The organism is Mesorhizobium onobrychidis (assembly GCF_024707545.1).
Lineage (GTDB): Bacteria > Pseudomonadota > Alphaproteobacteria > Rhizobiales > Rhizobiaceae > Mesorhizobium > Mesorhizobium onobrychidis.
This window is the reverse complement of record NZ_CP062229.1, coordinates 691,468-707,723: the sequence shown is the minus strand read 5'-3', so window position 1 is coordinate 707,723 and position 16,256 is coordinate 691,468. Positions and strand designations below refer to the sequence as shown.

The window sequence follows — 16,256 nt, the reverse complement described above, 5'->3', positions numbered from 1 at the left end:
AAAGAAGGTTTCTATGCATTCCCGATCAGCACGCCAGCCGCAAACACCAGCGCGCCGCCCAGCACCACCTGGAAGGCGGCGCGCCAGAATGGCGTCTGCATGTAGCGGTTCTGCACGAAGGCGATCGCCCACAGTTCGAAGAACACCACGACCGCGGCGATAATTGTCGCCGTCCAGAAAGACGGTATGAGGTAGGGCAGCGCATGGCCGAGACCGCCCAGCATGGTCATGATGCCGACTGTCAGCCCGCGTTTCACCGGCGAGCCGCGGCCCGATAGCTTGCCGTCGTCGGAGGCGACCTCGGTGAAGCCCATCGAGATGCCGGCGCCGATCGAGGCGGCAAGCCCGACCAGGAAGGTCTGGAACGTGTCGTGCGTGGCGAACGCTGCGGCAAAGATCGGCGCCAGCGTCGACACCGATCCGTCCATCAGGCCGGCCAGCCCCGGCTGCACATAGGTCAGGATGAACTGGCGCTGCTCGGCCGCTGCTTCCTCGTCCTTCACCGCGCCCGGCACATGCTTTTGCTCCAGCCGCTGCGCCAGCGTCTCGTGGCCCTGTTCGGCCACCGCCAGATCGTCGAGCAGCTTTCGCGTCGAGGCATCGCGGGTGCGTTTCGCCGCCTCGACGTAGAACAGGTACGCCTGACGCTCCATCGTCTCGGCCTGTTGGCGCACATGCTCGATGCCGAGCGGCCTGACCAGCCAGTCGGGCTTGCGCTCGTAATAGCCCTTCACATGCTCGCGCCGGATCAGCGGAATGCGCTCGCCGAAACGCTCGCGGTGAAGCTCGATCAGCGAGTCGCGATGGCCGTCCTCCTCCTCGGCCATCCCCTCGAACACCTTGGCCGAATGCGGAAAGCTATCCGCCAGCCCGTCGGCGTAAGCACGGTAGATACGCCCGTCATCTTCCTCGGAAGAGATGGCGAGCGCCAGGATCTCTTGCTCCGACAGCGATTCGAAGGAACGGCGGCCAAAGCCGAAAACACGGGAAAGCATGAGAAATCCACCCCTAGTTTAGAATAATTCTAAACTAGAGTTCAGCGCGCGGTTGGTCAATCTCGCTCGTCGCCCGGTCGCTCAAAATTAGTGGCTCCGGGTATCATTCTCTGCCCCTTAATTATTGGCGAATGTTCACCTATATAGCTGAACCTAAGCCAAGAGAAAGGAATCCGAGATGCCGGCAAAACAGTCCACGCATGCATTCGACCCGAAACCCGTTCTCGACCTGATCGCCGGTATCGAGGCCGATTTGCAGCGCCTGAAAGGCCTGGTCGAGCAGCAGGTCGAAAAATTCGATCCGGCCAATCCGCACAACAAAGCCCCCGACGGCAAGCTGACCGAGGAGGGCGTAGAGTGCTGCTACCGCATGTTCGATGAGGGCAAGTCGCGCTATTCGGTTGCTCAGCAGATGAAGATATCCTTCGCCGCCGCCACCCATCGCTTCAACACCTGGCGCAAGATGGGCGGCGCCAAACGGAAAAGGACGCTTTTGGGGTGAGGGGGCGGTCGGGCGAAGATCTCCTGCTTCCTCAGAGTTGATGACGAGGTTGGGGAGGCTTCGGCCAATCGCAAACGTCGGGGCGCTGATGAAGGCACCACGCTCTTCTCGCAATCCACGAATTGTAACGGTCACATTTTTCCAGTGGTGCGCGGCCTGGTTTTCCGTGCACCATGGGCGATCTCACTTCTGCAGGACCTCGCCATGACCACCCCTCCCGGCATCGCCGACATCCGCGCCGCAGCAGCGCGATTGTCCGGCCTGATCGTCGAAACGCCGCTGATCGAATCGCCTGAGCTGAACAAGCGCTTCGGCGCCAGGATCCTGTTCAAGCCGGAGACGCTGCAGCGTACCGGCTCGTTCAAGTTCCGCGGCGCCTACAACAAGCTGTCGTCGCTGAGCGATGAGGAGCGCAGCCGTGGCGTCGTCGCCTTCTCGTCGGGCAATCACGCGCAAGGCGTCGCCGCCTCGGCGGCGATGTTCGGCGTCAAGGCGGTCATCGCCATGCCGACGGATGCGCCGGCGATGAAGGTCGGCAATGTCAGGAAAATGGGCGCGGAAGTGGTGCCGTTCGACCGTTTCCGCGACGACCGCATGACGGTGGTTCGCCCGTACATCGAACGGGGCATGGTCCTGGTCCCACCTTTCGACGATCCGGCCATCATCGCCGGCCAGGGCACGATCGGCCTCGAACTGATGGCGCAGGCGAAAGCGCTCGGCGTGAGCCTCGACGCGGTCGTCATCCCCTGCGGCGGCGGCGGCTTGAGCAGCGGTATTTCCATCGCCGTCAAGGACGCTTCCCCTGCCACGGCCGTCTGGGCCGTGGAGCCCGAGCATTTCGACGACACTTGTCGTTCACTGGCTAGAGGTGCCCGGGTTTCGATCGAACCCGGACACACTTCGATCTGCGATGCGCTCCTCACCACTGAACCGGGCGCGATCACCTTCGAGATCAACCGCAGGAATCTCGCCGGCGGCATTGCCGTTTCCGACAGAGCGGCGGCGCAGGCGATGCGCGACGCCATGGCCCATCTCAAGTTGGTGGTCGAGCCCGGCGGCTGCGTCGGGCTGGCCGCGCTGTCGTCGGGCGAGATCGAGCTATCAGGCAAATGCATTGCCGTGGTGCTCTCCGGCGGCAATGTCGATTTCGCCACCTATGCGGAGATCATGGCGGCGGCTTAGGTGGCGACCGAACCAGCACCATTCAAAAAGGCTGACACGGAATGAAACTGCTCTTCAGCCGCAATCCCAATCCTCGCCTCGCGGTCGCGGTGGCACGCTATCTCGACGCAAAGGTCGAGTTTGAATTCGCCTCCCCCTTCGCTCCCGGGCAGGCTGAGCGATATCGCCCGCTAAATCCAAATCTTTCACTGCCCATACTCGTAAGCTCGGGAAAAAGCCTCTGGGAGACCGATGCCATAGCCTGCCGGCTGTCACGCGACGCGCATTCGGATCTCTGGCGCACCGGCGATGACGAACCCGAGATGATCCGATGGCTCAGTTGGGGGAAAGAGAACTTCGCAAGAGCTTGCGACGTCGTGCATTTCGAACGCGGGACCAAACAGCGGTATGGGCTCGGCCCGATCGATCAGGACCGGGTTGAGGAGGGGTTGAGAGACTTCCGCACGGCCGCTGCAACACTTGAGGCCGAGCTTTCCGAGCGAGAATGGCTGGTTGAAAATTCGGTTTCCTATGCCGACTTTCGAATGGCGACGTTTCTGCCCTTCAACAATGTCGCCAGATTGCCGCTCGCTGATTATCCTTCTGTCAGCCGCTGGTATCGTCAGTTTGAAGAAATCGACGCCTGGCGCGATCCTTTCCAAGGACTGGAGGCGCCTGAATTGCCGCCGGTCTCGGGAAGCCTGCATGAACCTAGATCCGAATGATCATGCCTATCGGCACAACCCGATGCGCTTTCAAAGCGCGGTGTTTCGCGACCTATCCGCCAAGGCGAGACTCCACCCTTTTTCTGTTGATCAAAACCGGAAAACAACGCTAACTGGCTCCCGCGAGGGGCCATGTTGACGATTGATGAAGTAGCAGCGATCCCGTTGTTTTCGGGTTTGCCGGCGGGCTGGAGCGGCTGGCGCGGACAGCGGCCGACCTCCATCTCAGCGCCGGAGAGTTCGCGGTTCACGAGGGCGGAGAGGCCGCGCTGTTTGCGGTACTCGCCGGCAAGATCGAAGTCGTAAAGACCTTCGACGGCGTCGAGCGGACGCTCGGCTGGCGGCTGCCGGGAACGATATTCGGCGAGGTGCCGATCGCCCTGGGCTCGGGTTTTCCGGGCGGCTATCGCGCCACTGAGCCGTCCCGCGTCATGCGCCTCGAGGTTCAGCAATATTACTCCATCGCCGCGGTCTCAAAGGACGTGGCCCAGAAGGTCAGCGCGCTTGCGCGTGAGCGGATGGGCGGGCTGCAGAGCATCACCGCCGAGCCGCAGAAGCCGCGCGTGACATTGGTCGGCCATCGCTGGGATACGGCGTGCGGGGCGCTCCGCAGGTTCCTGGCCCGCAACCAGATCTCATTCACCTGGCTGTTGCCCGACACATCCGATGCCGAGGCTTTCTGGTCTGCCCTGGACAGGCCGGCGCTCGATGGTCCCGTAGCCCGGCTGGCGGACGGAGAGATCATGGAAAACCCCGCCGTGCGCGATCTTGCCATTCGCCTCGGGTTGCAGACGCGGCCGCGCGGCGCCGAGTACGATGTCGCGATCATTGGTGGCGGGCCGGCCGGCCTTGCCGCGGCGGTCTACGGCGCATCCGAGGGGCTGCGCACGATCGTCGTCGAGCGCGAGGCGCCTGGCGGACAGGCGGGGACATCGTCGCGGATCGAGAACTATCTCGGCTTTCCCAGCAGAATCTCCGGCGACGAACTGGCCAGTCGCGCGCTGCAGCAGGCGAGGCGGCTGGGCGCCGAAATCCTGGTCACCCGCTCGGTCGCCGGCATCGATCCGGCGGCGCACGAGCTGTTTCTCGACGGCACCGATATTGTGCGGGCGCGCAGCCTCATTCTTGCAACAGGCGTGACATGGCGTCGTCTCGCCATCGACGGGTTCGACCGGCTTATCGGCAAGGGCGTCTATTATGGAGCCGCGCGCAGCGAGGCAAGCACCACCCATGGACTGGACGTCTTCCTGATCGGCGCCGGCAACTCGGCCGGCCAGGCAGCGCTGCATTTTTCGGGCCATGCGCGCAGCGTGACACTGCTCGTGCGCGGCCCGTCGCTTGCAGACAGCATGTCTCACTACCTGATCGAGCAGCTGCGGGCGAAATCGAACGTCAGGGTCCAGCTTCGATCCGAAGTCCAGGCCGTGCATGGCGAGACTCACCTGACGGCGATCGACATTCTCGACAAGACCGGCAATGAGGTGAGCCGGCACGATTGCGGCGGGCTGTTCGTTTTCATCGGCGCCAATGCGGAGACCGAATGGCTGCCGGCCGATGTCGTGCGCGATGCCCGCGGCTACGTGCTGACCGGCGACGATGTGAAGAAGGCCGGCGGCTGGTCGCAGGAGCGCGACCCCTATCTGCTCGAGACCAGCGCGCCCGGCGTTTTTGCATGCGGCGACGTACGACTGAGCCCGGTCAAGCGGGTTGCCTCGGCGGTCGGAGAGGGCAGCATGGCGATTGCGTTCGTCCACCAGTATCTGGCGAATGAAGAGAAGGCCCACCGCAGCCGAAGCTAGACAGGGCCGGCAACGTCCGCTCACGCGCCCCCGTGCTCGTTGCTGCCGAGCGATTCAAACGGCAAGGTCCACGCATCTCGGCCATTGACGGCAGCCAGCCTGACTGAGTTTTGACCCTAGTCTAGCGTCCGGCGGAACCGCACCAGTGCCAGACCGGCAAACAGCGCTACGAACACGACGAGCCAGCCGATCTCGGTTGCGACCGCCGGCAGTTCGGCGCCCTTCAGCATCACCGCGCGGATGATGCGCAGGAAATGCGTCAACGGCAGGACCTCGCCGAAAGCCTGGGCCCAGCCTGGCATGCCGCGATAGGGGAACATGAAACCGGACAGCATGATCGACGGCAGGAAGAAGAAGAAGGTGAGCTGCAGCGCCTGCATCTGCGTGCGCGCCATCGTCGAAATGGTGTAGCCGAGCAGCACCAGCGCCAGCACGAAGATCAGGACCGCCGTCAGCAGCAGCGGCATAGACCCGGTGAACGGAATGGCAAACAGCAGCTTCGCCGCCGCCAGCACCACCACCACTTGCACGGCGCCGACCGCCAGGTAGGGCAGCACCTTGCCCAGCATGATTTCGAGCGGGCTGGACGGCATCGCCAGAAGGTTTTCCATCGTGCCGCGCTCGGTCTCGCGTGTCAGCGCGATCGAGGTCATCATCACCATCGTCATCTGCAGGATGACACCGAGCAGGCCGGGCACGATGTTGTATTGCGAGATGCCTTCCGGATTGTAGCGCCGGTGCACCACGACTTCGAGTTGGCCCCGGGCAGCCTCGGCGGCCGTCTCCTGCATGCCCCGTGCCCGGAGCAGCGCCTGGTTGGCGACGGTGCCGAGCGTCGAGATGGCGCCGCTGGCGACGGCTGGGTCTGTCGCGTCCGCTTCGATCAGGATCTGCGGCTGGTCGCCGCGCTCGACCCGCCGGGCAAAATCCGCGGGGATGGTGACGACGAAGGCGACGTCGCCACGCGCCATCAGGAATTCCGCCTCGGCGGCACTTTCCGCGACATGGTCGAACCTGTAATAGCCGGTGGTCTGCAGCGCCGAAACCATGGCCCGCGTGTAAGGATCGTTGCTCATCGCCACCAGGGCTGCCGGCAGGCTCTTCGGATCGTTGTTGATGGCATAGCCGAACAGCACCAGCTGCATCAGCGGCACGCCCAGCATCATGGCGAAGGTGATGCGGTCACGCCGCATCTGGATGAACTCCTTGGTCAGCAGCGCGCCGAGCCTGGCGAGGGAAAAGACGCTGTTTATCCGGTTTTTCATCCCATATTGTCCTTCGAGCCGGACATGAACTGGATGAACACATCCTCCAGGCTGGTCTCGCCCGGCGTCACCGTGACGCCCTTGTACTCTTTCTCGACATCGGCGAGTGCTGCCTGAAGCGCCTTCCTGTCGGAACCGACGACATGCAGCGTCGCGCCGAACGGCGCCACCTGGTCGACGCCGGACCGGCCGCTGAGTGCGGCAGCAACCCGATCGAGCTGCGGGCCCTCCACCACGAAGGTCGTCAGGCCGGCATTCCTGACCACCTCGTCGACCGTGCCGGTGGCCAGCATCTTGCCGTACGAGATGTAGCCGATGCGGTGGCAGCGCTCGGCCTCGTCCATGTAATGGGTGGAGACCAGCACGGTCAGCCCGCCGCTGGCCAGCCGATGGATCTCGTCCCAGAATTCACGCCTGGCTTTCGGATCGACGCCCGCCGTCGGCTCGTCGAGCAACAGCAATCTGGGCTTGTGCATGATGCAGGCGGCCAGTGCCAGCCGCTGCTTCCAGCCACCGGACAGCGTACCGGCCAACTGGTCCTTGCGCGAGGTGAGGCCAAGATCCTCCAGCGTCCTGCCGACATGCTCGTTGAGCGGCTTCAACCCATAGAGCCGCGCCACGAATTCAAGGTTCTCGGCGATGGTCAGATCCTCGTAGAACGAGAATTTCTGCGTCATGTAGCCGACTTCGCGCTTGATCCTCAGGCTGTCGGTGCGGATGTCGAAGCCGAGCACCGTGCCCTCGCCCTCGTCCGGCGTCAGCAGGCCGCACATGATGCGGATGGTCGTCGTCTTGCCCGAACCGTTCGGGCCGAGGAAGCCGACGATCTCGCCCTCGGCCACCGTCATTGTCACATGGTCGACGACGGTCTTGTCACCAAAACGCTTGACCAGGCCATGGACATCGATGGCGTTCATTTGCCGATATCCGCCAGATCGACATCGACGATCTGTCCCGGCTGCAGCGCGCTGGCGTCGCCTTCCGGCCGCGCCTCGACGAGATAGACCAGCTTCTGCCGGGTCTCGAGCGAGTAGATCACCGGCGGTGTGAATTCCGGATCCGGCGACACGTAACTGACGCGTGCCCTCACGTCAGGTCCGCAGCCGTCGCAATGGACGCCGAGCAGCGTGCCGACCTTCACCGACGAGAACGCGCTTTCCGGCACATAGACGCTGAGCTTCACCGCGCCGTCGGGCAGCATCGAAATGACAGGCGCGGTCGGGCCGGCCGTGTCGCCCGGATTGCGGATGACATCGTTGACGCGGCCGGGCGAAGGCGCCGCTAGCACGCGCTTCGACAGCCGCCATCGCGCCTGCTCCAGCGCCGATTGCGCCTGCCTGACCTGATTGTCAGCGGCCTTGATGGTCTCCGGCCGGGCCGGCAGGCCGCCGACAGCGAGATTGGCCTCCGCCTGGCCGACCTGCGCGTTGGCCGTCTCCAGCGTGGCGGAGGCCGTGTCGTAATCGGCCTGCGTGCCGGTGCCGCGCTTGAACAGGTCGCTGGCGCGGCTGTATCTGCGTTTGGCATCGGCGGCCTGCGCTTTGGCCATGTCGACCTGCGCCGCGAGTACCGCGATCTCTTCCGGCCGCTTGCCGACCTGCAGATCGGCAAGCTGCGCCTGGGCCTGGGCGAGGCCGGCTTCGGCCTGCGCGACGGCGATACTTGCGTCGGCGCTTTCCAGGGTCACCACCGGCGTGCCCGGTTCGACGCGGTCGCCGCGCTTGACCGCAACCGTTTCGACCTGCGCCACCTCGATCGGCGCAAGCAGCACATAGTCGCCCTCGACATAGCCGACGGCGAGCGGCGCCGCCGGCGCGCAGGCGCTGAACAGCAGGGCGGCGAGCGGCAGAGAGCAAAGGAAACTCATGATCTACGATCCTTCCGGGCGGCCAATATGGCCCCTAGGTTATCCGTCACCACCGTCACCACCTTGGCGGCCTCGTCATCGCCGATCCCGCGCCAGCCCATGCGGCGCATCACCGCTTCGCGGCCGATTCGGAAATAGATGACCTGGCCGATCAGCGTGAACACGGTGAGCTTGGTGCGCTCGCTTTCGGCCGCCTCGCCCGTTGCCTGCTCCCAGATCAGGCAGAGCCGGCGATGCGTCGGCTCGAACACGCCGTCATAGATGCGGTCGAGTGCCGCCGTCGGATGCGACAGCTCACGCAGGACGAACTGTACGATCTCGCCGGCCTCCGGCCTTGCCACGATGAAGGCCACCATCCGCTCCAGCGCGGTGAAGAGTTGTGCCCGCGCCGCCTCGGCGTCGGCCGGGGCTGATGCCTGCGCACTGCCGACGGCTTGGCTGGCAATGGCCTGAATGGTCTCGACGATATAGTCGGCCGCGGCAGTGCGAAGTCCTTCCTTGCCGCCGAAATGATAGGCAATCGAGCCGATATTGGCCTTGGCCTCAGCCGCGATCTCGCGCGTCGAGGTGCCGTCGAAACCCTGCCGTCCGAACAGCTTCAGCGCCGCGCGGACAAGTGCCGCGCGCGTGTCGGCGGGAGATGCCTCGCGACGCTGAATTTTGGCATTCGTTGATTTGCTCATGATCGGCAATTTAATCAATCGAATGATTACCGTCAACCTTAGCCTATCTCCACCTTGCCATCTCCAGCCGCGCGCGCTTTAGTGCGAAGCCATGGTCAAGGAAATCGAGCGCAAGTTCCTGGTCTCCGGCGCGCAGTGGCGGGATCTGGTCGAGGCGGACATTCGCATTCGCCAGTTCTATCTCGCCGCCGCACCCGGCCGCTCGGTGCGCGTGCGCATCAGCGACGGCGCCTCAGCCAAGCTGACGCTCAAATTCGGCAGCAAGGCTCGCGAACGCGACGAATTCGAATATCCGATCCCTCTGGCCGAGGCGGAAGAGATGCTGGCCTTCGCCATCGGACGTGTCATCGAGAAGACACGCCACCATGTTAGGCACCGCGGCTATCTCTATGAAGTCGATGTCTTCGGCGGGATGCTTGCGGGGCTGGTGGTCGCCGAGCTTGAGACGCCCGAGGACGTGCCGGACGAAATGCTGCCAGGTTGGCTCGGCCGCGAAGTCACTGGCGAGCAGAGATTCTACAACGCGTCGCTCGCCCTCGAGGGGATTCCGGAGATCGCCGCATGAGCTATCGCATCGATCCGCGCCTGCCGTTGACCGGCGAGGTCAGGCGCATCCTCGCCGAGGAGATCGGCAAGGCGCTGGTCCATCTGGACGCGGCGCATGACAGGCCGGAACAGGGGCTGCACAAATGCCGCAAGCGGCTGAAGAGCGCGCGTGCCTTGCTGCGCCTGGTCCGTTCCGGAGACGAAACATTCTGCCGGACCGAGAATCAGTGCTACCGCCAGGTGGCGGCCCTGCTTGCCGGTCCGCGCGAGGCGACCGCGCTGGTTGAAACCATCGACCGGCTGACAGCAAGCTTTCCCAAGCAAAGCACTGGCGGCGGTCTCGATGCAGTGCGCGACAGGCTCGTCGCGCGCCAGCACGAATTGCATGGCGGTGTCGGCCTCGACGCTGCGATAGCTGCCGCGATTGCCGCTTGCGAGGAGGGCATCAACCGGATCGATATGCTGGCCTTGCCCGACCAGCCCGAACAGGCCGCCGATGTGCTTGCTGAAGGCGCCCGCATCACTCTGCGTCGCGCCAGAAAGGCGCTGGACAAGGCGGGCTCCCGCGGCGAGGCCGACGATTTCCACGATCTGCGCAAGGCGGCAAAGACCCACGGCATGCATCTGTCGCTGCTCGGAAGGCTGTGGCCGACGCCGATCAAGGTCCGGCGCAAGGCGGTCGACGAACTGGGCGAAAGACTGGGCGAACTGCATGATGTGTTCGTCATGCGCGAACTTCTCGATGCCGCCGACCGGCCGCTCGGCTCTCCGCAGGAAACGCGGCTCCTGAGCAAGCTGTTGAAGCGCTCGGAGAAAAGCCTGAAGAAGACCTGTCTCGCCGTCGCAACCGATCTGTTCGGCGACAGCCCCAGGGGCTCGACAAGGAAACTTGCGCGCAAGGCGCGCGACGATCTGGCCGCCGCGCCGCGCGAAGACGCCAGCGCGCCCGGCGCCGCCGGCTGACGCGGTCCTTCGGTTCGGGATCATGGTCTAGGCCGCCGGCCTGTGGTAATCGCCGTCTGGCATGATCGAGACCGGTGACACGCTTCTGGACCGACTTGGCCGCTGGCTTGCCGGCCGGCTGCAGGAGGAATCGTCCGGCTACGAGCCTTACACGCCGTCCGATGCCGAAACGCTGCGCCGAACGCTCGAGCCCGGCGACATCCTGCTCATCGAGGGCAATCAGAAGATCTCGGCGGCGATCAAGTACCTGACCCAGTCGACCTGGTCGCACGCGGCCTTCTATGTCGGCGATGCCTTGCCCGAACCGGAGGACGGATCGGAGCGGCGGCGCCTGATCGAGGTCACGCTTGGCGAGGGCTGCATCGCCGTGCCGCTGTCGCGCTACCGTACCTACAACACGCGCATCTGCCGGGCGAGCGGCCTGGCGCCGGAAGATCGCGACAAGGTCGTCGCCTTCATGATCGGCAAGCTCGGCCTCAGATACGATCTCAAGAACATCTTCGACATGCTGCGCTATTTCCTGCCGACGCCGCCTGTGCCGGTACGCTGGCGCCGCCGCATGCTGGCTTTCGGGTCTGGCGATCCGACCCGGGCCATCTGCTCCTCGCTGATCGCCGAAGCCTATGGCCAGATCCGCTATCCCATCCTGCCCGAGATCACCCGGGCGCCCGGCCGTGCCTCGGCCCAGTCGAACTATTCGCGCAAGGAAATCCTGCACATCCGCCACCACTCGCTCTACACGCCGCGCGACTTCGACCTGTCGCCCTATTTCCGCATCGTCAAGCCGACGCTGGAATACGGGTTCGACTACCGGCAGATGACCTGGGAGGATAAGATGACGGCTACCGATCCGGAAACCAAGGCCGCCGAGTAGCAGCTCGCCTATGCTAGCAGTGGGCGTCGACCCTTCGCAGTAGCGGACCGATCGTTCGCTCGCGCACCGGCATCACGCGGATGCGGCCCGATCGGCATGATCGTTGGGAACGGCGTCGCGCCGAAGGCAAATGTCCATTTATAGCCGGTGAGCCCGTCTTCGGGCGTCGTGTGCTGATCGTGATGGGCAAGCAATTTGGCGCGTTCGGCCAGCTCCTCCGCCTCGCGCTTCACCATCTCCGCCGTCTCCGGCCGCATCCGCCTGGAGAAGCTGACGAAGGTCGCCTCCCGCTCCAGATGCGTGATCGCCCAGCCGATGAAATTCTTGTTTGTCATCTCGAACAATGGCCTAAGCGGCCCTTCGAAATTCCACTGGATCGGCGTCTCGACCAGCAGCCTGGCCGACAGGCCGCGGCCGAGCGCGACGAGGCCGAGCTCCTCGAGGTCGCGCAGATAGAGGAACATCGAGGCCTCGCTCAATCCTTGCGAGCGCATGATGCCTTCGGGCGTGAATTTTTCTGACAGCATGACGAACATGAACAGCAGCGCCGGCCTGCCTGCCAGCCTGCGTTCGATCTCCGGCGCGATGCGGTTGACCGGCCCTGGCCCCCGGTTCATCGAGCCGAGCACGTTTTCCAGCTCGACGCCGGCGGCAGCGCAGATTTCCATCAGCCGGTCGAGCTTGCAGTTGCGTTCATGGAAGATGCGCTTCACCGTCGGCTCGGAAACGCCCATGCGTTCGGCAAGTTCGCGATAGGTGACACCCTTCGCCTTCAGTGTCCGCTTCAGCGCCTCGAAGATCAGGCCATTCATGCGATACACCTCTTTCGTACGATTTCGTATCGATATTCGATACTAGCTGTAATCGGCCCTCCAGAAAAGTATCAAAAAACATAGCTCTCCTCCATCACCACAGGGAGACCAGCCATGAAAACCCTAATCACCTCGACACTTCTCGCCATCATCGGCATGACGGCGACGCCTGCTGCCCAGGCCGGTGAGATCTGGCGCGCCACTGGCCTCGAGCAGCCGGAATCGGCGCTCTTCGACGCTGCCGGCAAGCGCATCATCGTCTCCAATATCGTCGGCAACCCAGGTGCCGCTGACGGCAACGGCTATCTGTCAATCCTGTCCCCGGACGGCAAGATGGTCACGCAGCATTGGACCGACGGCATGGACGCGCCGAAGGGCATGGCGGTATCCGGCGGCCGACTCTATGTCGCCGACATCACAAGAGTCCGTGTCGTCGATCTCGAGACCGGCAAGCTCGTTTCGACGATCGATGTGCCGAATACCGTTTTCCTCAACGACATGACCACTGACGCCTCCGGCAAAGTCTACGTCACCGACATGCTGGCCGACGCGATCTACCGCATCGACGGCGACAGGCCGGAACTGTTCGTCAGGGACGCGGCACTTGCGTCGCCCAATGGTATTCTCGCCGATGGTGGCCGGCTGATCGTCGCGTCCTGGGGCAAGGGCATCAAGCCGGATTTCAGCACCGCAGAGCCCGGCGGCCTGCTCGCCGTCGATCTCGCCACCAAGGCTATTTCGCAACTGCCCGGCGCACAAAAATTCGCCGATCTCGATGGCGTCATTGCAGTCGGCGACACGATCTACGCCACGTCCTACATGACCGGCACGCTCTATCGCTACAAGGTTGATGGCACACCGGAGAAGGTTGCGACCTTCAATCCGGGCAGTGCCGATATCGGCACCGACGGCAGCAGGATTTTCGTGCCGCTGATGAACGACGGCGAAGTCGTTGCACTGACGCTCGACTGAGCCGGTTTTGTCGGCTTTCACGATGCGGGCGCGGCATTGCTCAACTGCGCCCGCGCATCGCGGATCGTGGCGGCATAGGTCACCAGCGGTCGCTTGACGCCGTGGTTGATCAGCATGCGACGTGTCTGCGGCGAAGCGCCTGATATGATGAAGCGCACGCCGGCGCGCCTCGCTTGTGGGCAGCGCCCTCGATGACGTTGGCCGCCGTCGAATCGAAGAACGGCACCGCCGAGCAGTCGAGGATGAAGTTCTTGCGCTGGTCGGCGATGCGGTCCAGCACCGTGGCGACGGTCGAGGCGGCGCCGAAGAAGAAGGCGCCCGAAATCCGGTAGACGACGGTGTCGGCATCGCTCGCTTCGCTGGAATCATAGGCGCTGCCGGCGCCGGTACTGTCGGCGACATCGTCCTGCACCAGTCTCTGGTCCGACTCAACCGCAATGCTCTTAGCCATCCGGTCGATGAACAGGATCGAGCCCAGGGCGAAGCCGACGACGATGCCTTCGGTGAGGTCGCGGAAGATGACGATCAGGAAGGTTGCCATCAGCACCAGCGCGTCGCCGCGCGAGGCACGCAGCAACGTGGCAAAGGCCTGCTTCTCGAACATGTTCCAGCACACCACCGCCAGCACGCCGGCAAGGGCTGCAAGCGGGATGTAGCTGGCCAGCGGCGCCGCCACCAGCATCAGGGCAAGCAGGAGGACCGAGTGGATCATGCCCGAAACCGGTCCATGCGCGCCGGCCCGCACATTGGTCGCCGTGCGGGCGATGGTGCCGGTGGTGCAGATGCCGCCGAACAGGGCAGACGCGATGTTGGCAAAGCCCTGCGCCACGAGTTCGCAATTGGAGCGGTGCCGCCTTCCTGTCATGCCGTCGGCGACCACCGCCGACAGCAGCGATTCGATCGCACCGAGCAGCGCAAAAGCTATGGCGTCCGGCAGGACGTCGATCATCCTGTCGAAGCTGATCGGCGGAAAGGCCGGCATTTGCAGGCTGCGCGGGATGCCGCCGAAGCGCGTGCCGATTGTTTCGGCAGGCAGGGAAAACAGCGCCACGACAAGCGACGCCAGACCGATGGCGATCAGCATGGCGGGCCATCTCGGCCGCCACCGCTTCATCAGGGCAATGGCGACGATGGTCAGTACGGCCACGAAGGTGGCGGCGAGATTGATCGTGCCGGCCGCCTCGCCGATCGCCATCAGCTTCGGCACCAGCGGTCCAGGCTCTTTGCCGGCGAGCTTCAGCCCGAACAGCTCGACGATCTGGCCAGAGAAGATGATGATGGCGATGCCGGCGGTGAAGCCGACGGTCACCGGATAGGGAATGAACTTGATGTAGGTGCCGAGCCTGAGATAGCCGATGGCGAGCAGGAAGATGCCGGCCATCATCGTCGCCAGCAGCAACCCGTCGACACCGACCCGCGCCACCGTTGCCGCCACCAGCACGATGAAGGCGCCGGCCGGCCCGCCGATCTGGAAGCGGCTGCCGCCGAGCGCCGAGACGAGGAAGCCACCGATGATGGAGGTGTAGAGCCCGCGCTCCGGCGTCACGCCCGATGCGATCGCGATCGCCATCGACAGCGGCAGCGCCACGATGGCCACGGTCAGTCCGGCGATGGCATCGGCCTTGAAATGCTCTACTGTGTAGCCCTCGCGCAGCACCGTCACCAGCTTCGGCGTGAACAGTTCGGAAAATGTCGGCTGCGCCGGTTGATGAATTGCCCGCCGGGTTCGATCCATGGACTGCCTTCCGCTCCTGATGCATGCCGCCCAAAAGTGCACAGCGGTTTGGGGCACGCATAAAAACCAAGGAGGCGGCGGGATCGTCGGCAGAACTGTCGGCGGTCGCCGTCGCGACTTTTATCGGCTCAGCCTGGCGGGTTCTGCGGCACGATCGGCTTGAGGCGCACGCCCCTGCCGCCGCGCTCGCTGGCCTGGTTCTCGCCGATCAGTTCCACGCCGGCCTCATCGAGGGCCTGGATGACCTTCATCAGCGTATCGACCACGCCCCTGACCACGCCGTCGCTCGCTTCCATGCGCTGAATGGTTGGAAGCGAAACCCCGGCACGCTCGGCGAGCGTCTTCTGATCGATGCCGGCCAGCGCCCTTGCGGCGCGCATCTGCGCGGCAGTGATCATCGACAAAAGAACCCGTCTGAGTCTGCATTTCCATGTATAATGGTTTAACCATCATGATGCATATGTCAGCCATGCACGCACCAAAACCGCTTGTGTCCTGCAGAGCCCCGCGCGCCAGCTGGGACAGCAAGCCCTCGGCCGCCGCAATTTCGAGGAGAATTAGCCGCAGCGTCGTTCTGAACAGCCGGTTCAGCCGCCGTCGGTCTGCCCGCGCCATCGCTGTAACGCCCATGCGGCCAGCCAGCACAGCATCGCCCAGGCGAAGCCGGCGCACCACCCGGCCAGCACGTCGGACGGCCAGTGGACGCCGAGATAGATGCGGCTGATGCCGACCAGCACCGTCGTCAGCACCGCCAGCGACAGCACGTAAATCTTCGTCGTTCGCCCAGGCAGGAAGCGCGACGCCATGCTGCCCAGCGTCAAATATGTCACCGCTGATAACATCGCATGGCCGCTCGGAAACGAAAGCGATGCCACGTCGGCGAGATGCGAGACCAGATCGGGGCGCGGCCGGTCGATTCCGAGCTTCAGCGTGCTCGACAGGGCCTGCCCACCCACCACCGCTACGAAAACGAGAAACGCTGGTCCCGGCCTGTGGATCAGCAGCAGATAGACGATCACCGCCGCCGTGATCAGCACGAGCACGCTGGCGCTGCCGAGGCTGGTGATATCGCGCATCGCCCCTTCTAGCCATAGCGGTCCGATCGGATTGTCGGGCTGGCCCGCTTCACGGAAGGCGAGCAGGATTTCGGTATCGAAGGCGTGCGGCGTGGTGGCCCGCGCCACCTCCATCAATTCCTCGAACCCCCACAGTCCGCCGGCGATGACCAGTCCGGCCAGCAGCACCGGGAATTCGATCCAGTTGAGCAGCCTGCTTGCAGTGTTCTTCATCGACCGATCGCCTACCGCGCTGCGCGTCCCTTGAACGCGCAAAGGACGCTGTAGAGCTTTGATTTTGC

16 protein-coding genes and 1 pseudogene are annotated in these 16,256 nt (G+C 64.1%); 8 read left to right on the top strand and 9 right to left on the bottom strand.

The annotated features are described in order from the left end of the window. Window positions 1-11: 11 nt before the first annotated feature. Window positions 12-995, bottom strand: coding sequence for an iron exporter MbfA (gene mbfA, locus IHQ72_RS03385; protein WP_258121164.1), 984 nt, complete (start codon window positions 993-995; stop codon window positions 12-14). Window positions 996-1,173: 178 nt separating this feature from the next. Here mbfA and IHQ72_RS03380 point away from each other — a divergent pair, with 178 nt between their 5' ends. The 4 genes from IHQ72_RS03380 (at window position 1,174) to IHQ72_RS03365 (ending at window position 5,182) form a co-directional block, all read left to right on the top strand. Beyond that, window positions 1,174-1,497 (top strand): hypothetical protein, encoded by a 324-nt coding sequence (locus IHQ72_RS03380; protein WP_123146013.1) that lies wholly within the window; start codon window positions 1,174-1,176, stop codon window positions 1,495-1,497. 204 nt (window positions 1,498-1,701) lie between these two features. Beyond that, window positions 1,702-2,679, top strand: a complete 978-nt coding sequence (locus IHQ72_RS03375) for a threonine/serine dehydratase family protein (protein WP_095495965.1) — start codon at window positions 1,702-1,704, stop codon at window positions 2,677-2,679. A gap of 41 nt (window positions 2,680-2,720) precedes the next feature. Next, window positions 2,721-3,383: a glutathione S-transferase family protein gene (locus IHQ72_RS03370; RefSeq protein ID WP_258121163.1), complete on the top strand. Its 663-nt coding sequence runs from the start codon at window positions 2,721-2,723 to the stop codon at window positions 3,381-3,383. Window positions 3,384-3,571: 188 nt separating this feature from the next. Beyond that, window positions 3,572-5,182, top strand: coding sequence for an FAD-dependent oxidoreductase (locus IHQ72_RS03365; RefSeq protein WP_309508967.1), 1,611 nt, complete (start codon window positions 3,572-3,574; stop codon window positions 5,180-5,182). 116 nt (window positions 5,183-5,298) lie between these two features. Here the strand turns inward: IHQ72_RS03365 and IHQ72_RS03360 are convergent, their stop codons facing one another. The 4 genes from IHQ72_RS03360 to IHQ72_RS03345 are packed head-to-tail and all read right to left on the bottom strand — an operon-like array spanning window position 5,299 to window position 8,997. After that, window positions 5,299-6,435, bottom strand: a complete 1,137-nt coding sequence (locus IHQ72_RS03360; protein ID WP_258123718.1) for an ABC transporter permease — start codon at window positions 6,433-6,435, stop codon at window positions 5,299-5,301. An 8-nt stretch (window positions 6,436-6,443) separates the two neighbouring features. After that, window positions 6,444-7,364 (bottom strand): ABC transporter ATP-binding protein, encoded by a 921-nt coding sequence (locus IHQ72_RS03355; protein ID WP_258121162.1) that lies wholly within the window; start codon window positions 7,362-7,364, stop codon window positions 6,444-6,446. Next, window positions 7,361-8,314, bottom strand: a complete 954-nt coding sequence (locus IHQ72_RS03350; RefSeq protein ID WP_258121161.1) for an HlyD family secretion protein — start codon at window positions 8,312-8,314, stop codon at window positions 7,361-7,363. Before IHQ72_RS03350 ends, IHQ72_RS03355 begins: the two co-directional genes overlap by 4 nt. Then, the gene (locus IHQ72_RS03345) at window positions 8,311-8,997 is read right to left on the bottom strand and encodes a CerR family C-terminal domain-containing protein (protein ID WP_258121160.1); all 687 of its coding nucleotides are present in this window, start codon (window positions 8,995-8,997) and stop codon (window positions 8,311-8,313) included. Before IHQ72_RS03345 ends, IHQ72_RS03350 begins: the two co-directional genes overlap by 4 nt. Window positions 8,998-9,088: 91 nt before the next feature. On the opposite strand from IHQ72_RS03345, the gene IHQ72_RS03340 reads away from it, so the two are divergent. The 3 genes from IHQ72_RS03340 (at window position 9,089) to IHQ72_RS03330 (ending at window position 11,380) form a co-directional block, all read left to right on the top strand. Next, entirely contained in the window at window positions 9,089-9,562 is a 474-nt protein-coding gene (locus IHQ72_RS03340) for a CYTH domain-containing protein (RefSeq protein WP_258121158.1), read from the top strand. After that, entirely contained in the window at window positions 9,559-10,506 is a 948-nt protein-coding gene (locus IHQ72_RS03335; RefSeq protein WP_258121157.1) for a CHAD domain-containing protein, read from the top strand. The genes IHQ72_RS03340 and IHQ72_RS03335 overlap by 4 nt, the downstream gene beginning before the upstream one ends. Before the next feature lie 61 nt (window positions 10,507-10,567). Next, window positions 10,568-11,380: a C40 family peptidase gene (locus IHQ72_RS03330; RefSeq protein ID WP_258121156.1), complete on the top strand. Its 813-nt coding sequence runs from the start codon at window positions 10,568-10,570 to the stop codon at window positions 11,378-11,380. An 8-nt stretch (window positions 11,381-11,388) separates the two neighbouring features. Here IHQ72_RS03330 and IHQ72_RS03325 read toward each other — a convergent pair whose 3' ends face one another. Continuing rightward, window positions 11,389-12,192 (bottom strand): helix-turn-helix domain-containing protein, encoded by an 804-nt coding sequence (locus IHQ72_RS03325; RefSeq protein WP_258121155.1) that lies wholly within the window; start codon window positions 12,190-12,192, stop codon window positions 11,389-11,391. A 114-nt stretch (window positions 12,193-12,306) separates the two neighbouring features. Between IHQ72_RS03325 and IHQ72_RS03320 the strand changes: the two genes are divergently transcribed. Beyond that, a complete protein-coding gene (locus tag IHQ72_RS03320) occupies window positions 12,307-13,164 on the top strand; it encodes an SMP-30/gluconolactonase/LRE family protein (RefSeq protein WP_258121153.1) in 858 nt (285 codons plus the stop codon). A 17-nt stretch (window positions 13,165-13,181) separates the two neighbouring features. Here the strand turns inward: IHQ72_RS03320 and IHQ72_RS03315 are convergent. The 3 genes and pseudogenes from IHQ72_RS03315 to IHQ72_RS03305 form a co-directional block, all read right to left on the bottom strand. Continuing rightward, window positions 13,182-14,899 (bottom strand): annotated as a pseudogene (locus tag IHQ72_RS03315) (SulP family inorganic anion transporter). Window positions 14,900-15,027: 128 nt separating this feature from the next. Beyond that, window positions 15,028-15,297 (bottom strand): helix-turn-helix domain-containing protein, encoded by a 270-nt coding sequence (locus IHQ72_RS03310; protein ID WP_258121152.1) that lies wholly within the window; start codon window positions 15,295-15,297, stop codon window positions 15,028-15,030. 189 nt (window positions 15,298-15,486) lie between these two features. Beyond that, window positions 15,487-16,188: a phosphatase PAP2 family protein gene (locus IHQ72_RS03305; protein ID WP_258121151.1), complete on the bottom strand. Its 702-nt coding sequence runs from the start codon at window positions 16,186-16,188 to the stop codon at window positions 15,487-15,489. Window positions 16,189-16,256: the final 68 nt, after the last annotated feature.

What these genes read in the sequence shown, in the direction of transcription:
- mbfA (WP_258121164.1), bottom strand. Translation starts at nt 995, where the DNA reads ATGCTTTCCCGTGTTTTCGGCTTTGGCCGCCGTTCCTTCGAATCGCTG.
- IHQ72_RS03380 (WP_123146013.1), top strand. Translation starts at nt 1,174, where the DNA reads ATGCCGGCAAAACAGTCCACGCATGCATTCGACCCGAAACCCGTTCTC.
- IHQ72_RS03375 (WP_095495965.1), top strand. Translation starts at nt 1,702, where the DNA reads ATGACCACCCCTCCCGGCATCGCCGACATCCGCGCCGCAGCAGCGCGA.
- IHQ72_RS03370 (WP_258121163.1), top strand. Translation starts at nt 2,721, where the DNA reads ATGAAACTGCTCTTCAGCCGCAATCCCAATCCTCGCCTCGCGGTCGCG.
- IHQ72_RS03355 (WP_258121162.1), bottom strand. Translation starts at nt 7,364, where the DNA reads ATGAACGCCATCGATGTCCATGGCCTGGTCAAGCGTTTTGGTGACAAG.
- IHQ72_RS03350 (WP_258121161.1), bottom strand. Translation starts at nt 8,314, where the DNA reads ATGAGTTTCCTTTGCTCTCTGCCGCTCGCCGCCCTGCTGTTCAGCGCC.
- IHQ72_RS03345 (WP_258121160.1), bottom strand. Translation starts at nt 8,997, where the DNA reads ATGAGCAAATCAACGAATGCCAAAATTCAGCGTCGCGAGGCATCTCCC.
- IHQ72_RS03340 (WP_258121158.1), top strand. Translation starts at nt 9,089, where the DNA reads ATGGTCAAGGAAATCGAGCGCAAGTTCCTGGTCTCCGGCGCGCAGTGG.
- IHQ72_RS03335 (WP_258121157.1), top strand. Translation starts at nt 9,559, where the DNA reads ATGAGCTATCGCATCGATCCGCGCCTGCCGTTGACCGGCGAGGTCAGG.
- IHQ72_RS03330 (WP_258121156.1), top strand. Translation starts at nt 10,568, where the DNA reads ATGATCGAGACCGGTGACACGCTTCTGGACCGACTTGGCCGCTGGCTT.
- IHQ72_RS03325 (WP_258121155.1), bottom strand. Translation starts at nt 12,192, where the DNA reads ATGAATGGCCTGATCTTCGAGGCGCTGAAGCGGACACTGAAGGCGAAG.
- IHQ72_RS03320 (WP_258121153.1), top strand. Translation starts at nt 12,307, where the DNA reads ATGAAAACCCTAATCACCTCGACACTTCTCGCCATCATCGGCATGACG.
- IHQ72_RS03310 (WP_258121152.1), bottom strand. Translation starts at nt 15,297, where the DNA reads ATGATCACTGCCGCGCAGATGCGCGCCGCAAGGGCGCTGGCCGGCATC.
- IHQ72_RS03305 (WP_258121151.1), bottom strand. Translation starts at nt 16,188, where the DNA reads ATGAAGAACACTGCAAGCAGGCTGCTCAACTGGATCGAATTCCCGGTG.